Origin of the sequence: Bradyrhizobium prioriisuperbiae, from assembly GCF_032397745.1 — a bacterium.
In the GTDB taxonomy this organism is placed as follows: domain Bacteria; phylum Pseudomonadota; class Alphaproteobacteria; order Rhizobiales; family Xanthobacteraceae; genus Bradyrhizobium_A; species Bradyrhizobium_A prioriisuperbiae.
In genome coordinates this window covers 3,177,489-3,201,679 of record NZ_CP135921.1, presented here as the reverse complement: position 1 = coordinate 3,201,679, position 24,191 = coordinate 3,177,489, and the positions used below count along the sequence as shown (strand labels likewise).

Below are 24,191 nucleotides of genomic sequence, written 5' to 3'. Positions count from 1 at the left end.
GCGGCTACCTGAAGGTCTTGCGTGGATCGAACGCGTCACGCACCGCTTCGCCAATGAAGATCAAGAGCGACAGCATGATCGCGACCGAAAAGAAGCCGGCGAAGCCGAGCCACGGCGCCTGGATATTGGCTTTGCCCTGCGACAACAGCTCGCCCAGCGAAGGCGAGCCGGGCGGCAGGCCGAAGCCGAGGAAATCCAGCGCGGTCAGCGTCATCACCGAGGACGACACGATGAAGGGCAGGAACGTCATGGTCGCGACCATGGCGTTGGGCAGCAGATGTCGAAACATGATGGTGCCGTTCGACACGCCGAGCGCCCGGGCCGCCTGGATGTACTCGAAGTTGCGTCCGCGCAGGAATTCAGCGCGGACCAGTCCCACCAGCGACACCCAGGAAAACAGCAGGAGAATGCCGAGCAGCACGAAGAAGCCCGGCACCAGCACCGACGACAGGATCAGCAGCAGATACAGCGAAGGGATGGCACTCCAGATTTCGATGAAGCGCTGGAAACCAAGATCGACCCAGCCGCCGAAATAGCCCTGCACGCCGCCGGCTGCGATACCGATGATGGACGATGTGATGGTCAACGCCAGGCCGAACAGCACGGAAATGCGGAAGCCGTAGATCAGCCGCGCCACCAGGTCGCGCCCCTGGTCATCGGTGCCGAGCCAGTTGTATTCCAGATCCCGGCAGCTCTTCAGCCCCTTGCGTTCGACCACCGGCTTGCACTCTGCCTCCGTCAGCATCCAGGTCGGTTTGGATGGCGCCGGCGTCGGCAAATCGAGGTTATGCGTATCGTAGGAGTAGCGGATCGGCGCCCAGACGATCGAGCCATTCTTCTCCGCAATCAATTTCTGCAGATAGGGATCGCGATAATCGGCCGCGGTTTCGAAATCGCCGCCGAACGCGGTCTCCGGATAGTTGAAGAACGCCGGCCAATACAAATGCCCGTCATACTTGATCAACAACGGACGATCGTTGGCGATCAGCTCGGCGAACAGCGATACGAAAAACAGGATTGCAAACAGCCAGAGCGACCAGTAGCCGCGCCGGCTGGTCTTGAAATTCTGCCAGCGGCGCTTGTTCAGCGGCGATGGGCTGAACTTGTGCCGGGTCACCGGCACCGCGTCCCCGAGCGGGGCAACCGTGGTGGTCTCGATCGGCTCCGGTGCGATCACGCTCATCACACCTCCCGCGCCTCGAAATCAATCCGCGGATCGATCCACATATAGGCGAGATCGGACAGCAGATTGACCACGAGTCCGACCAGCGAAAAGATATAGAGCGTGCCGAAGACCACGGGGTAATCGCGGTTCAACACACTCTCAAAGCCGAGCAGACCCAGTCCGTCGAGAGAAAAGATGGTTTCGATCAGCAGCGAGCCGGAAAAGAAGGCGTGAATGAAGGCCCCGGGAAAGCCTGCGATCACGATCAGCATGGCATTGCGGAAGATGTGATTGTAGAGCACCTGGCGCTCATTGCAGCCCTTGGCGCGCGCGGTCATCACATACTGCTTGCGGATTTCGTCGAGGAACGAGTTCTTTGTCAGCAGTGTCATGGTGGCGAAGGCGCCGAGCGCCATCGAGACCAGTGGCAACGTCAGGTGCCAAAAGTAATCGATGATTTTCCAGTACCAGGGGAATTGCGACCAGCCGTCCGACGTGAGCCCTCGCAACGGGAACAGATCCCAGAACGATCCGCCCGCGAACAGGATGATCAGCAGAATCGCGAACAAGAACCCCGGAATGGCAAAGCCGATGATGATAATGCCGGAGGTCCAGACGTCGAACCGGGAGCCATCGCGCACGGCCTTGCGGATGCCGAGCGGGATCGAGATCAGGTAGGTCAGCAGTGTCATCCAGATGCCGAGCGACATCGAGACCGGCAGCTTTTCCTTGACCAGTTGCAGCACGCTGACGTCACGGAAATAGCTCTTGCCGAAATCGAAACGGGCGTAGTTCCACAGCATCAGCAGGAAGCGCTCGGGCGCCGGCTTGTCGAAACCGAACTGCTTTTCGAGATTCTTGATGAAGGCGGGATCGAGCCCCTGCGCGCCGCGGTATTTCGAATTCACCGCATCCCCTGCCGCACCCGGCTGGGCGCGGGCGCCGAAATCACCGCCCGACGATCCCGAAATGCGCGAGCTCGCGCCAGTGTCGGCGCCGCTCAACTGTGCGATCACGCGTTCGACCGGCCCGCCTGGCGCGAACTGCACCACGACGAACGAGACCAGCAAGATGCCGAGCAGGGTCGGCACCATTAGCAGCAACCGGCGGGCGATATAGGCGCTCATGGTTTGACGGCCTGTTCCGGCTTTGCGGGCTCAGTCCACCACAGATCCGGCGCGCCGACACCGGACACGTAGCGCGGCAGATTGGGCGGATGCCCGAACACATCCCAATAGGCGATTGGATGGGTGGCGCGGAACCACTGCGGCACCCAGTAACGGCCGGCGCGGAACACGCGGTCGAACGCCCGGCAGGCAACCCTCAGATCGTTGCGATTGTCGGCGCCGATGATGCGCTCGATCAGGGCGTCAATCGCGGGGTTCTCGATGCCAGCAAGATTGTACGAGCCCTTGGTCTTTGCCGCCTGCGAGGAGAAGAACGGACGCATGCTGTCGCCGGGAGTCGAGGACATCGAGAAGCGCTGCACGGTGAGGTCGAAATCGAAATCGTCGACGCGCGCACGATACTGGACCGGATCGACCAGACGGAAGGTCGCTTCGATCCCAAGCGTGCCGAGATTTTTGATATAGGGCATGTGATGCGGCTGGAACGTCGGCTCGTCCATCAGGAACTCGAGCCGAAAGATCTCGCCGTTGGGCAGCATGCGCTTGCCGTCCTTGACCGGAAAACCGGCGTCCTGCAGCAGCTGCGAGGCCTTGCGCAGCAGGCTGCGGTCCTGGCCGGAGCCGTCGGTCACCGGCGGCAGGTACGGCACGCCGAACACTTCATCGGGGATTTGACCACGGAACGGCTCAAGCAGCGCCAGTTCTTCCGGCGGCGGCGGTCCGTTCGCCATCATGTCGGAGTTCTGAAACGGCGACACCGTGCGCGCATACGCGCCGTACATGATGGTCTTGTTGGTCCACTCGAAATCAAAGGCGTTGATCAACGCCTCACGCACCCGCGGATCCCTGAACCGGTCGCGGCGGGAGTTGATGAACCAGCCTTGCGCGCCCGACGGCGTATCGTCCGGCAATGTCTCGCGCTTGACCCGGCCATCCTTGATCGCCGGAAAATCGTAACGGGTCGCCCACACCCGCGACGTGAATTCCTCGCGAAACAGATAGCTGCGCCCGGTAAAACCTTCGAACGCCACGTCGCGGTCACGGTAGAATTCGTAGCGGACCACGTCGAAATTGTACAAGCCGCGCGACACCGGCAGGTCCGCCGCCCACCAGTCCTTAACCCGGTCGAATTCGATATAGCGTCCGGCTTCAAAACGGCCAACCTTGTAAGGCCCAGAGCCGAGCGGGATATCGAGGGTGGATTCGTCGAACGGCCGCATCGCGTAATAGGCCCTGGAAAAAATCGGCAAGCCCGCGACATAGAGCGGCACATCACGCGCACGCTTTTCCGCGAACGTCACCAGCAGCGTCGCATCGTCGAGCGCCTCAGCCTTGACCATATCGCGCAGCTGCTGCTGGATAATGGCGTGGCCCTTCTCCTTCAACACCGTCAGCGAGAACGCCGCGTCCTGCGCCGTCAGCTTGCTGCCGTCATGGAAACGCGCTTCCGGGCGCATGGTGAAACGGTAGGCCAACTTGTCGGCGGAAATCGCCACGGATGCTGCGGCAAGCCCGTACATGCCGTCGGGCTCATCAGCGGCCGACGTCATCAGCGTGGTGAACGTCATCGCCATGCCCTGGGCACCGTCGCCCTTGAGAATGTAGGCATTGAGTGAATTGAACGTCAGGAACGACTGGTTGTAGGCCCGCACCGAAGGAATGGTCGAATAAACCCCTCCCTTCGGCGCGTTGAGATTGACATAATCGAAGTGATGGAAGTCCGCCGGATATTTCAGGTCGCCGAACACCGAAATGCCGTGGACACTCTGCCCGGGCTCGGTCGCCATTGCCGGCCGCAGCACCGCAGCCGCCGCCGCGCTGCCACCAACGGCCAGCACAGCGCGTCGTGTGATCGACGGCACGCGAGAGCCGCGGCTCAAGAGCGTCTGCCTATGCGGGTGGCCTTGTCGACGTCGTACCACCACACCGTGGGGAATGCGGACGCGCCGTATTTCGGCAACTGCGGAGGCCGTCCGAAACGATCCCAGCGGGCGAGCCGCTGCTTGTTGTAGGTCCATTGCGGCACCACGAAGTGATTCCACAACAGCACGCGGTCGAGCGCCTTGGTCGCAGCGACCAGATCGTCGCGATTCTTGGCGAAGATGACGCGCTCGATCAGCGTATCAACCGCTTTGTCCTTGATGCCGATATAGTTGCGCGAGCCGGCCTGGTCAGCGGCTTGCGAGCCCCAGAAATAGCGTTGCTCGTTACCGGGCGACAGCGACTCCGGCCAGAGCCCGGTGATGATATCGAAATCCCACTGTCGTAGCCGATTCTCATACTGCGCATCGTCAACCGTGCGCGCCGTCACGCCGACCCCCAGCCGCTCCAGCGACGGCTTGTAGAACAGCACGTAACGCTCACCGTTTGGGTCGTAGCTCAGGAACTCAACGTTCAGGGCTTCGCCCGTCTTGACGTTGGTCATCTTGCGGTCGCGCACCTCGTAGCCGGCTTCCTTCATCAGCCGCACGGCCTCACGAAGGTTGTTGCGAACCGCATCCGCCGCGCCGTTGACGGGATTGGTGTATTCGGTGGTGAAGACCTCCGGTGGGACCTTGGCGCGCACAGTTTCCAGGATAGCCAGTTCGGCGCCTTGCGGCAGTCCGGACGAGGCAAGCTCGGTGCCCTCGAAATAGCTTTTGATACGCGTGTACTGGCCGAAGAAGATCTGCTTGTTCATCTCCTCGAAATCGAACGCCATATTGAAGGCACGGCGCAACCGTGCATCCTTGAATTTGTCGCGCCGAATGTTAAAGGCAAACGCCTGCATGATACCGCTGTTGCGGGTCTCGAATTCCTCGAGCAGCACACGATTGTCCTTCACAGCCGGAAAATCGTACGCAGTGGCCCAGTTCTTGGCGCTGTTCTCAGCGCGGTAATCCACTTGATCGGCCTTGAAGGCTTCGATCGCCACGATGGAATCGCGGAAATATTCGAACCGCAGCTCGGCGAAATTGTCCTGACCGATGTTGACGTTGAGCTTGGATCCCCAATACTCGGGAACACGTTCGTAGGAAATAGAACGGCCGGGGACGAAGTCCTTGATGCGATAGGCGCCACACCCCAGCGGCTTTTCCAGCGTGGTCGTACCGATGTCGCGCTTGCGTCCCTGCTCGTCGGTGCCCTCCCACCAGTGTTTCGGCAGCACCACCAATTGCCCGACGATCTGCGGCAACTCACGGTTGCCCGGCCCGTCAAAAGTGAATTTCACATCGCGATCCCCTACCTTTTCCGCCTTCACCACGTGGAGGTAGTAGCCCGACATCCGCGGATTGTGGGTCTTGAAGGCATCGAGGGAGAAGATAACATCTTCCGGCGTCACCGGTTTGCCGTCGTGCCACTTGGCCTCGGCCCGCAACCGGTAAATGGCCGAACTGAAATCGTCCGGATAGCTAACGGCCTCCGCCAGCAAGCCATACTCAGTAGAAATTTCATCCAGCGAGGGGACGGTCAACGTATCATAGATCTGGTTAACCCCCGCGGCGATATTCCCCTTCACGCCGGCGACCGCGACATTGAAGCTATCGAACGTCCCGTTCGCAATCTGCCTGATAATGCCGCCCTTCGGCGCATCGGGATTGACGTAGTCGAAGTGCTTGAAGCCCGCCGGATATTTGATATCGCCGAACAGCGACAACCCGTGCCGCCATCTCGTATCGGCCGGAGCCGTTTGCGCATTCGCGGCATCGATCAAAAGACCGGCAGATGTGATTTGGAATAGCGGAGCCGTTGCAGCAATGGCTCCGCCCTGGAGAACGCGGCGTCGGGAAATCTTCAAACAACTAATCCTGTACTTGTGCCGGTTTGCACGGCAGGGCCAACGCCCCCCGATCAACGTCCCCAGCGATTATGTCGGTTTTTGGATGGGTTGCCACCCCTCACGAGGTCGTTTCCGACGGCCAACGCGCAAAAGTGACTGTTGTTCACCAGGCGCATTTTGTCGCGGCGATTCACCGGCCTGGGTAGGGGCACGTTGCATACGAAAACGGCCAGGGCGAGCCTGGCCGTCGAAACATGACAAAATCGCAACCAGCGATTATTTCGCAGCGGTCGGGAGCGGCGCGGGATTTTCCGCCAGCGTGCGCAGATAGTCGATGACGTCGGCGCGCTCGCTGTCCTTGGGCAGGCCGGCGAAGCCCATCGCGGTGCCGGGGATGTAGCCCTTCGGATTGTGCAGGAACTTGCTGAGTTCGTCGAAGGTCCACTTGCCGCCCTTGGCCTTCATCGCAGCAGAGTAGTTGAACCCGGCTTCGACCGCGCGGTCGCGGTTCACGATGTCGTAGAGATTCGGACCCACCCGGTTCGGGCCGCCCTTTTCGAAGGTGTGGCAGGCGGCGCACTTCTTGGCCGATGCCGCGCCCTTTTCAACCGAGGCGGTCTGCAGCAGCTTTTCGATCGGCTCAGCCGGCGCGGCCGCTTCCTTGGCCCCGCCGCCGCTGGCGGTCTCTTCCTTGGCCGCGATCTCGAAACCCGGCTTTTCCACCTTCTTGGGCGAGAAAACCGCACCCGCGGTCAGATTCGTCACCATCAAGACCAGGCAGGTGCCCAGAATTGCGCCCATGATTTTGTTGAGTTCGAAGGAGTCCATAGCGGATCAGGCCCCACGCCGGAAGGTCACGTTATAAGCACGAATGATGTGATTGAAGACCAAAAATCGGCCCAAAAATCAAGCGTTCGCAGCCGCAGAAACGGCTAGCGACGAGATAACGGTTTGCCTGCGCTCTGGCAACCCGTATAACCCGCCCGGCGTCGTTGAAAACGCCCGCAATTTCGCGTTTTTCCACTCTGACCCACCCCGTTTTGCCGATGGCCAGATCCGATACATTGCTGCTGATTCCCTCCCGCATGGCTTCGACCCGCCTGGCGGGAAAGCCGCTGAAGGATATCGCCGGCTTGCCGATGATCGTCCAAGTCGTGCGCCGCGCCGAGGAAGCCCGGATCGGCCGGGTGGTGGTGGCCACCGATACGTCCGAGATCGCCGACGCCGTGACCGCACATGGCGGAAAGGCCATCATGACCCGGGACGACCATCCGTCGGGATCGGACCGGATCTACGAGGCGCTGTGCAAGCTCGACCCTTCCGGGCAGGTCCGCACCATCATCAATGTCCAGGGTGACCTGCCCACCATCGCCGCCGACGACATCCGCGCCGTGCTGGGACCGCTGCAGGACCCCGCGGTCGACATCGGCACGCTGGCGGCTGTCATCGCGAAGGACGAGGAGCACACCAACCCAAGCGTTGTGAAGATGATCGGTTCGCCAATTACGACAAGTCATCTGCGCGCGCTGTATTTCACCCGCGCCACCGCCCCCTACGGCGATGGCCCGCGTTATCATCATATCGGCCTCTATGCTTATCGCCGCGAGGCCCTGGCGCGGTTCGTCACGCTGCCGCCCTCGCCGCTGGAGCGGCGTGAAAGCCTCGAACAGCTGCGCGCGCTGGAAGCCGGCATGCGGATCGACGTCACGGTTGTTGACTCGGTCCCGCTCGGCGTCGATACGCCCCATGACCTCGAAATCGCCCGCGAGATGCTGGCGGCGAAATCCTGACTGAACAATCGAACCCACCAACCGTGACGAGCAGACCGATGAAAATCGCATTCCAGGGCGAAATGGGCGCGAACTCCCATATCGCCATCGTCGAGGCCTTTCCTGACGCGGAGGCCGCCCCCTATGCGACGTTCGAGGATGCGCTTGCCGCGATCGCCTCGGGCGAAGCCGATCTCGGCATGATTCCGATCGAGAATTCGGTGGCCGGACGCGTCGCCGATATCCATCACCTGCTGCCGCATTCCGGGCTGTTCATCGTCGGCGAATGGTTCCTGCCGGTCCGCCATCAGCTGGTGGCGCCGCGCGGCGCCAAGCTCAGCGACATCAAGACCGTCGAAAGCCATGTCCATGCGCTGGGCCAGTGCCGCAAGGTCATCCGCAAGCTCGGCATCAAGCCGATTGTCGCCGGCGATACCGCAGGCTCCGCCCGCGCCATTGCGGAGCGCGGCGACAAGACCTGCGCGGCGATCTCCTCCCGACTGGCCGCGCAGATCTACGGCCTCGATGTTCTGAGCGAGGACATTGAGGACGAGGCCCACAACACCACGCGCTTCGTGCTGCTGGCCCGCGAGGAGAAATGGGCCAAGCCGGACTCAGGCCCGCTGGTCACAACTTTTGTATTCCGGGTGCGCAACCTGCCGGCCGCGCTCTACAAGGCCATGGGCGGTTTCGCCACCAACGGCGTCAACATGACCAAGCTGGAAAGCTACATGGTGGACGGCAATTTCTTTGCCACGCAATTCTACGCCGATGTGGACGGCCATCCGGAAGATCGCGGCCTGGCCTACGCCCTGGAGGAGCTGAAGTTCTTCTCGCGCGAATTCCGCATTGTCGGCGTCTATCCGGCGCACCCGTTCCGGGCGACGTTCAGCGAAACCAAGGATTAAGGTCGAAGATTACGCTGCCTTGGCGAGGCCGAACGCGTCGGCCAGCAGGCTATAGGAACGCTTGCGCGCCTCGTGGTCGAACACGGCGGTGATGACCATCACCTCGTCCGCCTCACTCGCTGACATCAGCGGCTGGATCTTGTGCAGCACCGTTGCCGGACTGCCGACAAACAGCCGGGAACGGTTACGCGTCACCGCAGCCCGCTCATTTTCCGTATATGGATAAGCCAAGGCCTCCTCGGGCGAGGGCAGCGGCAGATACTGGCCGCGATCGCGACGCAGGCGGTTGAGATCGGCGGATGAGGCCAGCCGCTCCGCCTCCTCATCAGTGTCCGCGACAATGACCGCGATCGCCAGAATGCCGCGCGGCGTCGCGCACCAGCGCGACGGCTGGAAGTGGCGGCGGTAATGGGTCAGCGCCTCGACCGCATCATATGAGGCAAAATGGTGCGCGAACGCGAAACCCATGCCGACCTGCGCGGAGAGCTGAGCACTGTAGTCGCTGGAGCCGAGCAGCCAGATCGGCGGCAGCGGGGTGTCGTCGGGCATCGCGACCACGTTGTTGAAGGGGTGACCGGCAGGAAATTCGCGGGTCTCCCACAGCATCAGCTCCTGCAGCCGCTCGAGGAAATCGTCGCCGTCACGATCCAGCAACCGCTGGCGCAGCGCGTAGCTGGTGGCGCGATCGGTGCCCGGCGCACGCCCGAGCCCGAGATCGATCCGGCCCGGAAATAGTGCCTCCAGCATCTTGAAGCGCTCGGCCACCACCAGCGGCGCGTGGTTGGGCAGCATCACGCCGCCTGAGCCGACTCGGATGCGCTCGGTTACCGCGGCGATCTGGCCGATCATCAGGTCCGGCGAAGGGCTCGCGACCGAGGACAGATTGTGATGCTCGGCCAGCCAGTAGCGGACATAGCCGAGCCGGTCGGCGTGCCGCGCCAGATCGATGCTGTTGCGGAGCGCGGTGGCGGGTTTGGTGGCTGATGTGACGACCGAGAGGTCGAGGATCGAGAGCGGAGGCATGCTTTTAAGCTAAAGGTTCAGACCGCCGCTTCAAAGGGCGCGGTAACCAGCGGATAGCCGAAGTTGAAACGTCCTTACCGACCGAGAATGGGCCAATTTTTGGATTTATGACATTAATTATATTATGCCCACAATTTTGAGCGCATGAAAATAATCTCAAAATACTATATTTATACGCATTATCAAATATATAGACAGGAACACCTCCGCGATCGAGACTGAAGAAATCTGCCCAATGACAGAATAAATTGCCGTTATATAGGGAAAATTATGGACTAAATGGGCAATTTCCCATCCAATTCCGGTGTTCGGTGGGCTGGGCGGAACGCCGATCTTCCCTTATGTTCGGCACCCAGATCGCCAGAGGAGCCCGGCCACCTGACCGGAGCTAGCCCATCAGAACCAGGGTTGCGTGGAGTCGAGACACATCATGAGTGAGACCGCGTTGTCCTCCCGGGCCGCCCATAGCGGCGCCCCTGCAAAACAGCCCCGGATTTCGTTCGAATTCTTCCCGCCCAAGACGGAGGAGATGGAGACGAACCTGTGGGAGACCATCAAGCGGCTGGCGCCGCTGCAGCCGTCGTTCGTCTCGGTGACTTACGGCGCCGGCGGCTCGACCCGCGAGCGCACCCACTCGACGATCACCCGCATTCTCGGCGAGACCGACCTGTTGCCGGCAGCGCACCTGACCTGCGTCGGGGCATCGCGTGCGGAAATCAGCGATATCGTTGGCCGTTATCATGATGTCGGCGTCCGTCACATCGTCGCCCTGCGCGGCGATCCGGCCGGCGGCATGGGCACGCCCTACGTGACGCATCCCGACGGCCACAAGAATTCCGCCGACCTCGTCGCCGACATCAAGCGGCACTATCCGGATATCGAGGTCTCGGTCTCCGCCTATCCCGAAAAGCATCCGGAAAGCCCGGACTTCGATGCCGATATCGATTTCCTGAAGGCCAAGGTCGATGCCGGTGCGGCGCGGGCGATCACCCAGTGCTTCTTCGACAACGATCTCTATTATCGTTATGTCGATCGGGTTCGCGCCCGCGGCATCGATATTCCGATCGTGCCCGGTATCCTGCCGGTGCAGAGCTTCAAGCAGGTGCGAAACTTCGCCACCCGCACCGGCACGAGCCTGCCATCCTGGCTCGAAGCCAAGTTCGACGGCCTCGACAACGATCCGGAAACCCGCAAGCTGGTGGCCGCAACCGTCGCTGCGGGCCAGGTGCAGAAGCTCGCCAAGCAGGGCGTCGACAACTTCCATTTCTACACCATGAACCGCGCCGATCTCGTGTTCGCCATCAGTCATCTGCTGGGCTTGCGTCCGGTTTCGCAGAAAGCCGCTTGAGCCCGTCATGACAGCGAAGATCCAGTCCGAGACCGAAACACGTCTGCGCAAACTCGCGAGCGAGCGCATCCTGGTGCTCGACGGTGCCATGGGCACCATGATCCAGGCGCTTGAATTCGACGAGGCGGCGTTCCGCAGCGAGCGGTTCAAGGATTTTCACCGCGACGTGCGCGGCAACAACGATCTGCTGATCCTGACCCAGCCGGACGCGATCCAGACCATCCATGCGCAGTACCTGCGCGCCGGCGCCGACATCGTCGCCACCAACACCTTCTCGTCGACCTCGATCGCGCAAGCCGATTACGAGATGTCCGACCTCGCTTACGAACTCAATCTGCAGGGCGCGAAACTGGCGCGCGCGGCGGCGGATATTGTCAGCGCCGAGGATGGCAAACCACGTTTTGTCGCCGGCGCGCTCGGACCGACCAACCGCACGGCATCGATTTCTCCGGATGTCTCGAACCCGGGCTATCGCGCCGTGACCTTCGACGATCTGCGGATCGCCTATAGCGAACAGATCAATGGCCTGCTCGACGGCGGCGCTGATCTGCTGCTGGTCGAGACCATCTTCGACACCCTCAACGCCAAGGCCGCGCTGTATGCGGTGGCCGAGATCTGCGAGGCGCGTGGCATTCATGTGCCGGTGATGATCTCCGGCACCATCACCGACAAATCCGGGCGCCTGCTATCCGGCCAGTTGCCGGAAGCGTTCTGGTATTCGGTACGTCACGCCGATCCCGTCACCATCGGCTTCAATTGCGCACTCGGTGCCGAAGACCTGCGCGCCCATATTGACGATATCGGCCGCGTCGCCGATACGCTGGTGTGCGCTTATCCCAACGCCGGCCTGCCGAACGAATTCGGTCAGTATGACGAGAGCCCCGAGTACATGGCGCGCCTGGTCGGCGAATTCGCCCAGTCCGGCCTGGTCAACATCGTCGGCGGCTGCTGCGGCACCACGCCGGATCATATCGCGGCGATCGCAGCCGCCGTGGCGCCCCACCCTCCGCGCAAGGTGGTGGAGATCGCACCGCGACTGCGGCTGTCCGGACTGGAGCCGTTCGAACTGACGCCGGAAATCCCGTTCGTCAATGTCGGCGAGCGCACCAACGTCACCGGTTCGGCCCGCTTCCGCAAACTGATCACCAACGGCGATTATACCGCCGCGCTGCAGGTCGCGCGCGACCAGGTCGAGAGCGGCGCGCAGATCATCGACGTCAACATGGACGAAGGCCTGCTCGATTCCGAGCTGGCAATGACCACCTTCCTGCATCTGGTCGCGTCCGAGCCCGACATCGCCCGCGTGCCGGTGATGGTCGATTCCTCGAAATTCCATGTCATCGAAGCCGGCCTGAAGTGTGTTCAGGGCAAGCCGATCGTCAACTCGATCTCGATGAAGGAAGGCGAAGAGAAATTCATCCACGAAGCCACCATCGCGCGCCGCCATGGCGCCGCCGTGGTGGTGATGGCTTTCGACGAACAGGGCCAGGCCGATACCTTCGCGCGCAAGACCGAGATCTGCAAACGCGCCTACGACATCCTGGTCAATCAGCTGAACTTCCCGCCGGAAGACATCATCTTCGATCCGAACGTGTTCGCGATCGCCACCGGCATCGAGGAACACAACAATTACGGGGTCGATTTCATCGAGGCGACGCGCTGGATCCGCCAGAACCTGCCGCACGCGCATATCTCCGGCGGCGTCTCCAATTTGTCGTTCTCGTTCCGCGGCAACGAGCCGGTGCGCGAAGCCATGCACTCGGTGTTCCTGTATCATGCCATCAAGGCCGGCATGGACATGGGCATCGTCAACGCCGGACAGATGGCCGTCTATGACGACCTCGATCCCGAGCTGCGCCAGGTTTGCGAGGAGGTCATCCTCAACCTCGATCCCGGCGCGTCCGAGCGGCTGCTGGCGCTGGCGGAGAAATTCCGCGGCAAGGACGGCAAGCAGACCAAGGAAGCCGATCTCGCCTGGCGGGAATGGCCGGTGGACAAGCGGCTGTCGCACGCACTGGTGCACGGTATCACCGAATTCATCGAGGCCGACACGGAGGACGCGCGCGCGCTCGCCGATCGGCCGCTGGCAGTGATCGAAGGCCCGCTGATGGCCGGCATGAACATCGTCGGCGACCTGTTCGGCGACGGCAAGATGTTCCTGCCGCAGGTGGTGAAGTCCGCCCGCGTCATGAAGCAGGCCGTCGCTTATCTGATGCCGTTCATGGAAGAAGAAAAAGCGCGCAACCTCGCCAATGGCGTCGCCACCGACGGCCGCAACTCGGCCGGCAAGATCGTGCTCGCCACCGTCAAGGGCGACGTGCACGACATCGGCAAGAACATCGTCGGCATCGTGCTCCAGTGCAACAATTTCGAGGTGATCGACCTCGGCGTCATGGTGCCGGCAGCCAAAATCATCGAAACCGCGAAAGCCGAACAGGCCGACATCATCGGCTTGTCCGGCCTGATCACGCCATCGCTCGACGAAATGTGCCACCTGGCAGCCGAGATGGAGCGTAACGGCCTCGACCTGCCGCTGCTGATCGGCGGCGCCACGACGAGCCGCGTCCACACGGCGGTGAAGATCGACCCGAACTACAAGCGCGGCCCGGTGGTGCACGTCAATGACGCCAGCCGCGCGGTCGGCGTGGCCTCGTCGCTGCTGTCGCCGGAGCGGCGCACGGCGTATGCCGCGGACGTTCGCCAGGAATATCTGAAGATCTCCACCGCGCACGCCAAAGCCCAGGCCGACAAGAAGCGGCTATCGCTGGCCAAGGCCCGCGAGAACGCCATGACCATCGACTGGACCAGGTACCAGCCGAAAAAGCCGTCCTTCATCGGCACCAAGACTTTTACAGAGTATTCGCTCGCCGAACTGGCCGACTACATCGACTGGACGCCGTTCTTCCAGACCTGGGAATTGACCGGACGTTTCCCGGCGATTCTCGACGACCCGAAGGCCGGCGAAGTGGCGCGTTCGCTTTATGAAGACGCGCAGCGGATGCTGAAGCAGATCGTGGATGAGAAGTGGTTCAAGGCCTCCGCCACCATCGGCTTCTGGCCCGCCAATGCCGAAGGCGATGACATCATCGTCTACAGCGACGACACCCGCACCACGCCGATCGCGACCTATTACACCCTGCGCCAGCAGCTGGAAAAGCGCGAAGGCCGCTCCAACACCGCGCTGTCGGATTTCGTCGCGCCGAAATCGAGCGGCGTCGCCGACTATATCGGCTCGTTCGTGGTCACCGCCGGGATCGGCGAGGATGTCATTGCCGATCGTTTCAAACTGGCCAACGACGATTATTCGTCGATCCTGGTCAAAGCCCTGGCGGACCGGCTGGCCGAAGCCTTCGCCGAGCGCATGCATCAGCGCGCCCGCAAAGAGTTCTGGGGCTACGCGGCGGATGAGAATGTCAGCACCAATGATCTGATTCTCGAACAATATGCCGGCATTCGCCCGGCGCCGGGGTATCCGGCCCAGCCCGACCATACAGAGAAAGCGACGCTGTTCCGCCTGCTCGATGCCGAGCGCACCGCCGGCGTCAAGCTGACCGAAAGCTACGCGATGTGGCCGGGATCATCGGTGTCCGGCCTCTATATCGGCCATCCCGAGAGCTACTATTTCGGTGTCGGCAAGATCGAGCGCGACCAGGTCGAGGACTATGCCGCGCGGAAAAACTGGACGGTGGTGGAAGCCGAGCGCTGGCTCGCTCCGGTGCTGAATTACATTCCAGTGGCGAACTCCAATCCGGCTCCGACCGAGGCAACGCCACCACTCGTGACGTCCGAGGCCGACGATACCCAGTCGCATCCGCCGGGATGCGCCTGCGCGTTCCACCTGCAGTATCGCAAGAAGGCGGCGCGGGGCTAAGGCCCCGCCAACATCGACGACCGTCGAGTTCCACGAGGCGACCGCTCTATTGCGCCGTGACGCCGCCATCGACCGGCATGGCATGCCCGACCATGAACGAAGCATCGTCGGACGCCAGGAAAAGCACCGCCCGTGCCACCTCGGCGGGATCGGCAATGCGGCCGATCGGATGCAGCTTCATCACATGCTGCTCGACCTCCGGATCCTGGAACCAGCCTTCCAGCAACGCGGTCCGGGTGGCGCCGGGACACACCGCATTGATGCGGATGCCCTTGCCAATGTAATCCAGCGCCGCGGCCCGGGTCAGTCCGACCACGCCGTGCTTGGACGCGCAGTAGCTGCCGAGCCCCGGATTGCCGACCAGGCCAGCCACCGACGCCGTGTTGACGATCACGCCGCCGCCGGTCTTCAGCATTTCGGCGATCTCGTATTTCATCGACAGGAAGACGCCCTTGAGATTGATCGCGATGGTCCGGTCCCAGGCGATCTCCTCTTCGTCGGCGAGCGCAAATCCGGTGCTGCCGATGCCGGCGTTATTGAAGGCGATATCGAGGCGGCCGAACTCCGCGATCGCGCGCCGCACCATCCCCTGGCAATCCGAAGGCTTGCTGACGTCGGCTGCGACGAAGATGGCCTCGCCGCCCGCGTCGCCGACCAAGTCGACCGTACGCCGGCCATCCGCTTCGCTGATGTCGACCACCACCACACGGCCACCCTGCCCGGCGAACGCGATCGCGGCCGCGCGGCCGATCCCGCCAGCCGCCCCGGTGATCAGCACGACCTTATCCTTGAAACGCTGCGTCATCTGCGCCCTTCATATTTTTGATTTCGGATGCGCGGCAATCGAGGGGATGTCCGACGATTGCCGCGCGAACATTCTCGTATCAGGCAAGCGAAGGCGCCTGGATCGGCTTGGAGGCACCGACAATGCGCGGTGCCGTTTCGTCCACCATCAGACAGAACAGGGCGGCCACGAAGCCGAGGCATGCAGCGATCCACATCGGGATCGACGGCCCGAACGCGTCGGCGGCAATTCCAGCGAGGCCAGGGCCGGCAAATCCGCCGGCGATCTCACCGACACCCATGATGAAACCAAGTGCCGTCGCCACATAGGCCGGCGGAATGGTTTCGGAGGGAACAGTGGCCATGAACAGCGAGAAGCAGCCGATCGCGAGGAAACCCAGACCGATCAGCACGATCATCACCGGCAGCGGGCCATTGAACAGCACCGTGGTGAGCGGACTGAGAACTCCGACGAATGCGAACACCGCCAGGATCGGTCGGCGGCCAAACCGGTCCGACAGCGCCGGAACCAGGATGGAGGAGACCGCCGCGGCCACGCCGAGCGCGCTCATCGCAATGCTCATCTCTCCCGGCGAGAGGCCGCGGGTCTGCACCAGGTAGATCGGCAGGAAGGTGAGCTGGATCAGGAGCCACGCAACCATCAAGCAACTGATGATGGTGCAGATCCAGATGTTGCGATACCCCAACATGACCTTGAGCGGAATCGTGTTGTGTCCGCCGCCATGGGCCGATGCCGGCGCAACGACCTTCGGCTCTCGGATGAACAACGCGATCAACAGTGCAACGATGAAGCCGGGAATGCCGGCGATGTAGAATGCTTCGCGCCAGCCATAAGCGGCACCGACGGCCACGAGGATCAGCGGGGCGGCAAAATAGCTGAGCAGCGAACTCAGGAAGTTCTGCAGCACGCCCATGTTGAAACCGCGCCGGTGCTCGGAGGATTCGGCGGCCATGATCGACTGCGCGATCGGCAGCACCGGCCCCTCGGCAAGCCCCATCACCAGGCGGGCGCCGAGCAGCATCAGGAACGAGGTCGCCAGGCCGGAGATCACAGAGCAGGCCGAAAACACCACGATGGCCGTCACCAGCAGCACTTTGCGGTTACCGAGATAGTCTGACAAAGCGCCGACACCGTAACCCGCGATCGCCCAGGTCAGCGCCAGCGCCGAAGCGAGCATGCCGAGCTGGGTGTTGTTCAGCTGCAGCTCCGGCACCAGGAACGGTGCGAGAAAACTGAGCGCCAGCCGGTCGAAGAAGACGAATCCGAATGCCAGGCCCATCAGGATCATGACCAGGTTTTCGTAACTGAAGATGCGTGACTTACTCATGGCATTATCTCCCCTTGATCAATGTTTTTTGTTGGCAACACCTCTCCCGCGGGATCGCGCCTTGCGCGATCCCGTCGTGACCGTTCTTAAAATTTGGATTTAGCCGAGGAACCGCTCGACCGCGGTCACCGCCTCCGGCTTCTCATCGAGCACGAGATGGCCCGCCCCCTTGACGATCTGGATGTCGGCGCCGGGAATGAACGTCTTCCACAGCTTAGCCTGTTGCGAGGGAATGATCTTGTCGTCTTCGCCCCACAACAGCAGCGTCGGCATCTTCAGCCGATGCAGCTGCCGCGGCAGCTTGCGATCCCACGGCCGCTCCCAGAGCAGACGAGCGACGGTGGTGGTCTCCCGGTAGCGCGCCGCGATGAAATCGAGGTCGGGCTTCTCGGGAAGATACCGCTTGATCACCTCGAAATTGGAGACCAGCAAGCCTGGCAGTTGTTCAGGTGGAACGGCCAGAACATCGACCGCCGGATGCTCGGTGTCGCGCAGGCCGGCGGGACCGATCAGTGCCAGCTTGATCACCCGATGGCTATGCTCCGTCGCGAACCGGGCGGCGAGGTATCCGCCGAGCGAGAAACCGACGAGGTTGACCTTGCCGACACCGAGCATGTCCAGAAGCTCGACATAGTGCATGACATAATCATGCATATCGAGCATCGCCGGATCGTCGTCGGACTCGCCGAAGCCGGGATGATAAGGCACCAGCACCCGAAAATTCTCGGCCCATTTGGCCGCGAATTCGAAGCCGTGGAACGTGCCGGCGCCGTGCAGGAACAGCAGCGGCGGCCCCTCTCCCGCCGTGTACATCACGATGTTGACGCCGTTGACCGTGTGAACTTCCCGTTGAAACGTCACCATATCGACCTCCACTCTCATTCGGCCGCGACGCGTTGCGCAGCAGCGGGCTTGGCGCGCAGGCGGGGAAATACGCCCTCCGCGATCAGCGACAGATTCTTCACTGCCTTCCAGTGCGGCATGTTGCCGAGATGACCCTGGATGTTGAAATGGGTGGTGCCCATCTGCCGGCCCCACTCACCGATCTGGTTGGCAACTTTCTCGGCAGTGCCGACGGCGATGAACAGCGAATCCGTCAGCGTCTTGAAGTCGAATGAGCCGTGCAACTTGTCACCGACGGCGGCGCGGGCCTTCAGCTGCTCGATCGAGACATAACCGGGAGGCGCCAGAAACTGCGGCGTGGTGCGCAATCCGTCCTCGAAGAAGAACTGCAGATGTTCGACGAACTCCCGCTCGGCCTGCTCCTGGCTCTCTGCCACATAGGTCAGGACGCCCAGTGGCAGCTGATCCGGCCGCACCTGGTGGCCGAAGTCGGCTGAGCGCTGCCGCAGCTTGTTGTTGAGTTCGAGCGCGCGCTGCCGGGTGACAAACACCGCCGAATAGCCGAAGCCGAGTTCAGCAGCGAGTTCGATGGTCTCCGGACTGCCAGTGCCGACAATGTAGCAAGGCGGATGCGGCTGCTGGTACGGCCGCGGCCAGCTGTTGAGGAAGCGGTAGGTATAGAAATCGCCGTAATAGCTGGTCGGTCCCTCGACGGTCCATGCCTTCAGGATGATGTCGATGGATTCGCGATGCCGTTCGCGGGCCGTCACCGGGTTGACTGGATTGGCCCAGTACTCCATGCCGGTTCCCAGCGGAAACGCCACCTCGAGCCGGCCCTTGGACAGGACATCGAGCATCGCATACTCCTCAGCCAGCCTGTTGGGATACTCCAGGTTCGGCGGCGTGCCCCAGACGCAGATCCTGGCATTGCGGATCTGCGGAATCAGCGTCGCCGCAATCAGGCTTGGGGCCGGCATCATGCTGTAGCTGGTGTTGTGATGCTCATTGACGACAACGGCATCGAATCCCAGCCGGTCCGCCAGCACCAGCTCCGACAGATACCGCTCGTAAAGCGCGTGTGCCTTCTCCGGGTCGTAGTACTTGTTCGGGAAATTCACCCAGAGCGATTTGTAGTCCTTGTGATCGGGCGGCAGATGCACATACGGCATGAAGTGCATGAAGTTGAAGCGGACGTCAGACATCGTTGGCCTCCTTAAATGGTCTTGTGATGCATGGCCTGAACAGTGCGGATGCCGCGCGATATCGTCGGCGCAGCCGCACGAATGTCAGTTCATGAATTCCAGCGTCAGTTCGATCAGTCGCGATCCCTGGGGGTTTGCTCCGCTGGCATGTCGGCGGACATTGCCGGCGTCGGATTCCGCAGCGTCGCGCAGACGGCGCATCTGCGCGAACTCCACGACCTGCTCCGCCACGAACGCCAGCTGCTGGGCAACCTGCGGATCACGGCAAGCGCCGTCGGCCGCAAACGGCTTTAATGCGGAATTGATCACGGCCGAAAACGGGGTCGGCCAGCCACGTAGCGCATGCACGATCGCACGCAGCGTGGCCAGCGTGGCGCCCATCGCCTGGATGCCGTCGGCACAGACGATGGCGCCGACCGCACGGCCGGAAAAATAGCCCCGTCCGTCGGCGCGCAGATCCTCGGTATAGTCGATTGCGTTCTTGATCAGCCCCGAGATCGAGCCGTGATAGCTCGGCGTGGCGACGATGATCCCATCAGCGCCGCGCAAGGCTTCGACCAGTTCGGCGGCAGCCACGCTGCGCGAGGGATCCGCCGGGTCATAGGCCGGCAGGTTGAGCAACGCCCCCGCGAAAATGCGCGTCCTGGCGCCGAGACGTTCCGCCTCCGTCAGCGCAATACGCAGCGCCCGCTCTGAGGTCGAGCCGTCGCGCAGCGTTCCGCCGAGACCGACGATCAGCGGCGCGGTCACGGCGCCACTCCCGCGATAGGGTGACGATGCTGATTGCCATGGCGATGGGAGCAGGCGTGCGGCCGCGGCTCCGTACCGGCTATTCCGATACGCATTTGGTCGTTTCCCCGGTGGGCGCGGCTTTATTGTCCGCGCTTATTCTCCGAGGACATTACGGGGCATGAGCCTATGCCGGCCTGCACGAAACCGGACGGCATGGCGCAAAACTGACACGAAATATTGGACGGCGATCGCCCCGTTACCGGCGACGCCGGTATTCACCGGGGGTGATCCCGGTGAAGCGGCGAAACGTGCTGACGAGGTGCTGCTGGTGTGCAAAGCCACACTGCAATGCAATATCGGACAGGCCTGCATCGGACTTGTAAAGCAGCGTCTTGGCCCGGCCGATCCGCAAGCTGAGCACGAACTGATACGGCGAGGCGCCGATGCTTGTCTTGAACTGGCGCAGGAAATATTCGTCGCTGAGGCCGCAGAGACCGGCAATGTCACCGAGCTTGATGTCGGTGGCCAGATTGGCTTCGACAAATTCGCGGACCCGCTGGATTTTGCGATGAGCGAGCTGGTTGGCCGGCCGTGCACGGGGCCGACGCTCGCCATGATAATTCATCGCGATCAAGCGTTTGGCCAGGGCCAAGGCAACGCTGTCGGCGAGCAGCGACGACGATGAGATGTCCTGCTGCACGGCATCGGCCATGGCGGTCATCAGGTGGCCGATCACCACGTCGGACTCGCCCAGCATCGGCGCGATGCCCGACAGCAGGCTCCGTGACTCGTTGTCCGGATCCTGGAACAGATCGGCGCGCAGATAGACGTGAACCGTATCCAGCACCGCGTGGAGCATCACATCGCAGGCATGCTGCGCCGGCAGAAAGAACACCCCATCCGGCCGGACATGGCGCGACACAATCCGGCTGTTCAAACGATAGGTCATGTCCGAGGGGCCGAAACGCGGCATGACCATCAGACAGGCCGGCACTGCGTGGAATTCGTTGTCGAAGGCCGGTTCGCGCTGCAGCGACGCGAAGGTATTGGTCCAGCCGAATCCCTCACTCGACGCCTCGATCTCGGCGCCCAGCTTTCCAAGCAACTGATGGGTCTCTTCCGGCTGGAACGCCTGCTTGTCCATCAATACCCCGAAGTCTCCGTCGAGGAACAGTTGCCGCAATGGTGCGCGTCAAGACAGTGTGACATGAGCGCACAAGCTCCACTAGAGCCTTTTCCGTTCTGGTTGAATCACAACAGAGGCTCTAGCTTTTTGTTTTGACGCGTTTTCTTCACGCGAACCGGTATCCACTTCGCTCGAAAACGCTCTAGTCAAACGCAGTCCATGTCCGATTTCAATATCGGTCACAGCGCGAATAACATACGGCTGTGGTTACGACAACGAAACCAGGTTACTTCAGGGCGCGCGCGGCATCCGGGCCGATCAAGAGTTTGGTGGGCTGAACGGCTGCGCGATCTGCTGGAACGGCGGCAGCGCCTCGCAGGCGGCGGCATGTGCCGCGAGCTTCAGCCAGCGGGCCTGGTCGAACACACCGGGATGCGCTTCCCAGGTTATGCGGAGCACGCAGGCCACCGCGATGTCGGCGTGGCCGATGCGGTCGCCAAACCACCATTGCGACGTGCGGCTGCCTCTGTCCGCCTCCAGCACATCGAGCACGGCTGCGATCTGGATCTGGCAGCGTTCAATCCAGATCTGCGATTTCTCGGTGTGCAGCAGCCGCTCGTAAATGAGACTGACCGCCTTGTCGCCGAGGCCTGTCGCCAGCGCACAGATTTTCAACGCCTGTCGGCGGGGCGGCCCCTTGGCCGGCAACAGCGCCGTCTCGGGTCCCACCAGTTCGTCGAGATAATCCAGGATCGTCCCGCTTTCGATCACGACCTCGCCATCATCGAGCACGAGCGTCGGCACCCGGCGCAGCGGATTGAACGGCGCAATCTTATCGGCATCGCCAAAGGTCGACCACGGACGGTGTTCGAACGGAAGATCGTACAACCGCAGCGCAATCGCGACCCGACGGACGAACGGTGAATCGTATTGTCCGATCAGGATCATGATATTTGCTCCGTTGCCGAGGGATCAATCAGGGGAACATGCGGCGCGGCCGTGCGCGGCAGGATGCCGAGCAGCCTGGCATCGTCCACGATCTCGATCTGGCGGCGAAACGGGCGGAAGCCGCATCGCTGATAGAAGGCGAGCGCGGCGGGATGATCGAAGGTGCAGGTGTGCAGCCAGACACGGGAGATGTCCGCCGACCACGCCCGTTCCAGCGCGCAGTTCATCAGCCAACGGCCGGCGCCGCGGCCGATCAGCGGCGTCGCGAGACCGAAGAACGAAATTTCGCAGGCACCGGATTTACGGAAGTCGAGCTCGAGCAGGCCTTCGTCGCGGCCCTCGCTCTCCACGGCATAAATCTCGACGCCGTCAGCGTGAATGATCCCGGCGAGGTCATGGTCCGTCATTTTCAACCGTGACGACCACAGCCAGCGCTCTCCGACATGGCGGAACAGGCCGCGGAACCAGTCGAGGTCGGGGGATTGAACGCGGCGCAGTTGCCACGGGCCTGATGGATCGGCGCCCAAAGATGGACGCGCATGCATCTCCAGATGGGTGACAACGGCGGGCACTTTGCCGGGTGGAATGTCGGTGTAGCCGTTTGCCAGCATATGCCTCGCCTAGTCCTCGCCGGGATCGCTGGCGAGCAGGCCCTTCACTGCCTGGCTCCAGCCCCTGAGTTTTCGCGTGCGGGTGGCTTCGCTCATGTTCGGCTTGAAGCGATGTTCGAGCCGCCAGTTGTCGGCGAAACGTTTCGGTTCGGGATAGATGCCGGCGCCGAGACCGGCGAGATAGGCCGCTCCCAGCGCGGTGGTCTCCTGGATCATCGGGCGATCGACCGGAGCATCGAGCAGGTCGGCGAGACGCTGCATGGTCCAGTCCGAAGCGGTCATACCGCCATCGACCCGCAGCACGGTGTTGGCTTCTGCCGCCTCCGGCCAGTCCGCGCGCATCGCCGCCCACAGATCATGGGTCTGGTAACAGACGCTCTCAAGCGCTGCGTGCGCAAGCTCGGCGGGGCCAGTGTTGCGGGTGAGCCCGAACAGTCCGCCGCGCACCCTCGGATTCCAGTAGGGCGCGCCAAGACCGACGAAGGCCGGCACCAGATACACCGACTGCATATGGTCGGACTGGTCCGCCAAGGGACCGGTCTCACTGGCGTGCTTGATGATGCCCAGTCCATCGCGCAGCCACTGCACCGACGAGCCGGCGACAAAGATCGAACCTTCCAGCGCATAGGTGCGCTTGCCGTTCAGCTGGTAGGCGACGGTGGTGAGCAGCTTGTTCTTCGAGGCCACCGGCGTCGTGCCGGTGTTGAGCAGGGCGAAGCAGCCGGTGCCATACGTGGACTTCATCATGCCCGGGGTGAAGCAGGCCTGGCCGATGGTGGCGGCCTGCTGGTCCCCGGCAATGCCACGGATCGCAATCACGCCGTCAAACAGATCGGGCGTGGTTTCGCCGAACATCGCAGAGGAATCCTTCACCTCCGGCAGCATCGAGCGCGGCACCCGCAGGATCTTCAGCAGTTCGTCGTCCCAGACACCGGTGTGGATGTTAAACATCAGGGTGCGTGACGCATTGGTGGCGTCGGTGGCGTGCACCCGGCCGCCGGTGAGCCGCCACAACAGGTAGCAATCGACGGTGCCGAACAGGAGTTCACCGCGCTCGGCACGCGCACGGGCGCCGGGGGTGTGATCGAGGATCCAGGCCACCTTGGTGCCGGAGAAATAAGGATCGATGATCAGCCCGGTCTTTTCGACAATCGCCGGCTCGTGCCCCTCGGCCTTCAGCTTGGCGCAGACATCCGCGGTGCGGCGGTCCTGCCAGACAATGGCGCGGTGTACCGCCTGCCCTGTGGCGCGATCCCACACCACGGTGGTTTCGCGCTGGTTGGTGATACCGATGGCGGCGACGTCGGACGCCAGAATGTCGGCCTTCAACAGCGCCTCGCGGCAGGTGGCGATGGTGGAATTCCAGATATCGTCCGGCTCATGCTCGACCCAGCCCGAGGCGGGGAAGTGCTGGGGGAATTCCTGCTGCGCCTGAGCGGCGATGGAGATGTCGGCCCGGAACACGATGGCGCGGGACGATGTCGTGCCCTGATCGATCGCAAGAATATGGGACGCCATGGTGTTTCCTCGGGCAAGTTTCGTTTGGAGCGTTAATCGCAAACAAAGCGATTGTCGACGCTGGCGTCAACCCAACCCGTGAGCTTGCATCGCTCGATTGCGACCAAA

19 protein-coding genes are annotated in these 24,191 nt (G+C 62.3%); 4 read left to right on the top strand and 15 right to left on the bottom strand.

Annotated features, from left to right (window positions below):
• Window positions 1–4: 4 nt before the first annotated feature.
• From RS897_RS14995 to RS897_RS14975, 5 genes are all read right to left on the bottom strand, one after another.
• Window positions 5–1,183: an ABC transporter permease gene (locus RS897_RS14995; RefSeq protein ID WP_315837307.1), complete on the bottom strand. Its 1,179-nt coding sequence runs from the start codon at window positions 1,181–1,183 to the stop codon at window positions 5–7.
• Complete coding sequence (locus RS897_RS14990) at window positions 1,183–2,292, bottom strand: microcin C ABC transporter permease YejB (RefSeq protein WP_315837306.1); 1,110 nt, start codon at window positions 2,290–2,292, stop codon at window positions 1,183–1,185. The genes RS897_RS14995 and RS897_RS14990 overlap by 1 nt, the downstream gene beginning before the upstream one ends.
• Window positions 2,289–4,154 (bottom strand): extracellular solute-binding protein, encoded by a 1,866-nt coding sequence (locus RS897_RS14985; protein WP_315838647.1) that lies wholly within the window; start codon window positions 4,152–4,154, stop codon window positions 2,289–2,291. The genes RS897_RS14990 and RS897_RS14985 overlap by 4 nt, the downstream gene beginning before the upstream one ends.
• A 14-nt stretch (window positions 4,155–4,168) precedes the next feature.
• The gene (locus RS897_RS14980; RefSeq protein ID WP_315837305.1) at window positions 4,169–6,070 is read right to left on the bottom strand and encodes an extracellular solute-binding protein; all 1,902 of its coding nucleotides are present in this window, start codon (window positions 6,068–6,070) and stop codon (window positions 4,169–4,171) included.
• A 258-nt stretch (window positions 6,071–6,328) separates the two neighbouring features.
• Window positions 6,329–6,880 (bottom strand): c-type cytochrome, encoded by a 552-nt coding sequence (locus RS897_RS14975; protein WP_315837304.1) that lies wholly within the window; start codon window positions 6,878–6,880, stop codon window positions 6,329–6,331.
• 218 nt (window positions 6,881–7,098) lie between these two features.
• On the opposite strand from RS897_RS14975, the gene RS897_RS14970 reads away from it, so the two are divergent.
• Together RS897_RS14970 and RS897_RS14965 are read left to right on the top strand one after the other, a co-directional pair.
• Window positions 7,099–7,842 carry a 3-deoxy-manno-octulosonate cytidylyltransferase gene (locus RS897_RS14970; protein ID WP_315837303.1) on the top strand — a complete coding sequence of 248 codons (744 nt, stop codon included), beginning with the start codon at window positions 7,099–7,101 and terminating at the stop codon, window positions 7,840–7,842.
• 38 nt (window positions 7,843–7,880) lie between these two features.
• The gene (locus RS897_RS14965; protein ID WP_315837302.1) at window positions 7,881–8,729 is read left to right on the top strand and encodes a prephenate dehydratase; all 849 of its coding nucleotides are present in this window, start codon (window positions 7,881–7,883) and stop codon (window positions 8,727–8,729) included.
• Window positions 8,730–8,738: 9 nt separating this feature from the next.
• On the opposite strand, the gene RS897_RS14960 is transcribed toward RS897_RS14965, so the two are convergent.
• A complete protein-coding gene (locus tag RS897_RS14960; protein WP_315837301.1) occupies window positions 8,739–9,752 on the bottom strand; it encodes an LLM class flavin-dependent oxidoreductase in 1,014 nt (337 codons plus the stop codon).
• Window positions 9,753–10,182: 430 nt separating this feature from the next.
• On the opposite strand from RS897_RS14960, the gene metF reads away from it, so the two are divergent.
• Entirely contained in the window at window positions 10,183–11,100 is a 918-nt protein-coding gene (metF, locus tag RS897_RS14955; protein ID WP_315837300.1) for a methylenetetrahydrofolate reductase [NAD(P)H], read from the top strand.
• A 7-nt stretch (window positions 11,101–11,107) separates the two neighbouring features.
• Window positions 11,108–14,971 carry a methionine synthase gene (gene metH, locus RS897_RS14950; protein ID WP_315837299.1) on the top strand — a complete coding sequence of 1,288 codons (3,864 nt, stop codon included), beginning with the start codon at window positions 11,108–11,110 and terminating at the stop codon, window positions 14,969–14,971.
• A gap of 46 nt (window positions 14,972–15,017) precedes the next feature.
• Here the strand turns inward: metH and RS897_RS14945 are convergent, their stop codons facing one another.
• From RS897_RS14945 to glpK, 9 genes are all read right to left on the bottom strand, one after another.
• Window positions 15,018–15,776, bottom strand: coding sequence for a glucose 1-dehydrogenase (locus tag RS897_RS14945; protein WP_315837298.1), 759 nt, complete (start codon window positions 15,774–15,776; stop codon window positions 15,018–15,020).
• A gap of 79 nt (window positions 15,777–15,855) precedes the next feature.
• Complete coding sequence (locus RS897_RS14940; protein WP_315837297.1) at window positions 15,856–17,103, bottom strand: MFS transporter; 1,248 nt, start codon at window positions 17,101–17,103, stop codon at window positions 15,856–15,858.
• A gap of 99 nt (window positions 17,104–17,202) precedes the next feature.
• Window positions 17,203–17,967 (bottom strand): alpha/beta fold hydrolase, encoded by a 765-nt coding sequence (locus RS897_RS14935; protein WP_315837296.1) that lies wholly within the window; start codon window positions 17,965–17,967, stop codon window positions 17,203–17,205.
• 14 nt (window positions 17,968–17,981) lie between these two features.
• Complete coding sequence (locus RS897_RS14930) at window positions 17,982–19,148, bottom strand: LLM class flavin-dependent oxidoreductase (protein WP_315837295.1); 1,167 nt, start codon at window positions 19,146–19,148, stop codon at window positions 17,982–17,984.
• A gap of 84 nt (window positions 19,149–19,232) precedes the next feature.
• Entirely contained in the window at window positions 19,233–19,898 is a 666-nt protein-coding gene (locus tag RS897_RS14925; RefSeq protein ID WP_315837294.1) for an NADPH-dependent FMN reductase, read from the bottom strand.
• Between the two features lie 238 nt (window positions 19,899–20,136).
• Window positions 20,137–21,024 carry a helix-turn-helix domain-containing protein gene (locus RS897_RS14920; protein ID WP_315837293.1) on the bottom strand — a complete coding sequence of 296 codons (888 nt, stop codon included), beginning with the start codon at window positions 21,022–21,024 and terminating at the stop codon, window positions 20,137–20,139.
• Window positions 21,025–21,324: 300 nt separating this feature from the next.
• A complete protein-coding gene (locus tag RS897_RS14915) occupies window positions 21,325–21,954 on the bottom strand; it encodes a glutathione S-transferase family protein (protein ID WP_315837292.1) in 630 nt (209 codons plus the stop codon).
• Window positions 21,951–22,565: a GNAT family N-acetyltransferase gene (locus RS897_RS14910; protein ID WP_315837291.1), complete on the bottom strand. Its 615-nt coding sequence runs from the start codon at window positions 22,563–22,565 to the stop codon at window positions 21,951–21,953. Before RS897_RS14910 ends, RS897_RS14915 begins: the two co-directional genes overlap by 4 nt.
• A gap of 9 nt (window positions 22,566–22,574) precedes the next feature.
• The gene (gene glpK / locus RS897_RS14905; RefSeq protein ID WP_315837290.1) at window positions 22,575–24,083 is read right to left on the bottom strand and encodes a glycerol kinase GlpK; all 1,509 of its coding nucleotides are present in this window, start codon (window positions 24,081–24,083) and stop codon (window positions 22,575–22,577) included.
• Window positions 24,084–24,191 lie beyond the last annotated feature (108 nt).

Bases quoted from the DNA above. Each gene is read 5' to 3' on its own strand.
- RS897_RS14995 (WP_315837307.1), bottom strand. From the start codon at position 1,183: ATGAGCGTGATCGCACCGGAGCCGATCGAGACCACCACGGTTGCCCCG.
- RS897_RS14990 (WP_315837306.1), bottom strand. From the start codon at position 2,292: ATGAGCGCCTATATCGCCCGCCGGTTGCTGCTAATGGTGCCGACCCTG.
- RS897_RS14975 (WP_315837304.1), bottom strand. From the start codon at position 6,880: ATGGACTCCTTCGAACTCAACAAAATCATGGGCGCAATTCTGGGCACC.
- RS897_RS14970 (WP_315837303.1), top strand. From the start codon at position 7,099: ATGGCCAGATCCGATACATTGCTGCTGATTCCCTCCCGCATGGCTTCG.
- RS897_RS14965 (WP_315837302.1), top strand. From the start codon at position 7,881: ATGAAAATCGCATTCCAGGGCGAAATGGGCGCGAACTCCCATATCGCC.
- RS897_RS14960 (WP_315837301.1), bottom strand. From the start codon at position 9,752: ATGCCTCCGCTCTCGATCCTCGACCTCTCGGTCGTCACATCAGCCACC.
- metF (WP_315837300.1), top strand. From the start codon at position 10,183: ATGAGTGAGACCGCGTTGTCCTCCCGGGCCGCCCATAGCGGCGCCCCT.
- metH (WP_315837299.1), top strand. From the start codon at position 11,108: ATGACAGCGAAGATCCAGTCCGAGACCGAAACACGTCTGCGCAAACTC.
- RS897_RS14945 (WP_315837298.1), bottom strand. From the start codon at position 15,776: ATGACGCAGCGTTTCAAGGATAAGGTCGTGCTGATCACCGGGGCGGCT.
- RS897_RS14940 (WP_315837297.1), bottom strand. From the start codon at position 17,103: ATGAGTAAGTCACGCATCTTCAGTTACGAAAACCTGGTCATGATCCTG.
- RS897_RS14935 (WP_315837296.1), bottom strand. From the start codon at position 17,967: ATGGTGACGTTTCAACGGGAAGTTCACACGGTCAACGGCGTCAACATC.
- RS897_RS14930 (WP_315837295.1), bottom strand. From the start codon at position 19,148: ATGTCTGACGTCCGCTTCAACTTCATGCACTTCATGCCGTATGTGCAT.
- RS897_RS14920 (WP_315837293.1), bottom strand. From the start codon at position 21,024: ATGGACAAGCAGGCGTTCCAGCCGGAAGAGACCCATCAGTTGCTTGGA.
- RS897_RS14915 (WP_315837292.1), bottom strand. From the start codon at position 21,954: ATGATCCTGATCGGACAATACGATTCACCGTTCGTCCGTCGGGTCGCG.
- RS897_RS14910 (WP_315837291.1), bottom strand. From the start codon at position 22,565: ATGCTGGCAAACGGCTACACCGACATTCCACCCGGCAAAGTGCCCGCC.
- glpK (WP_315837290.1), bottom strand. From the start codon at position 24,083: ATGGCGTCCCATATTCTTGCGATCGATCAGGGCACGACATCGTCCCGC.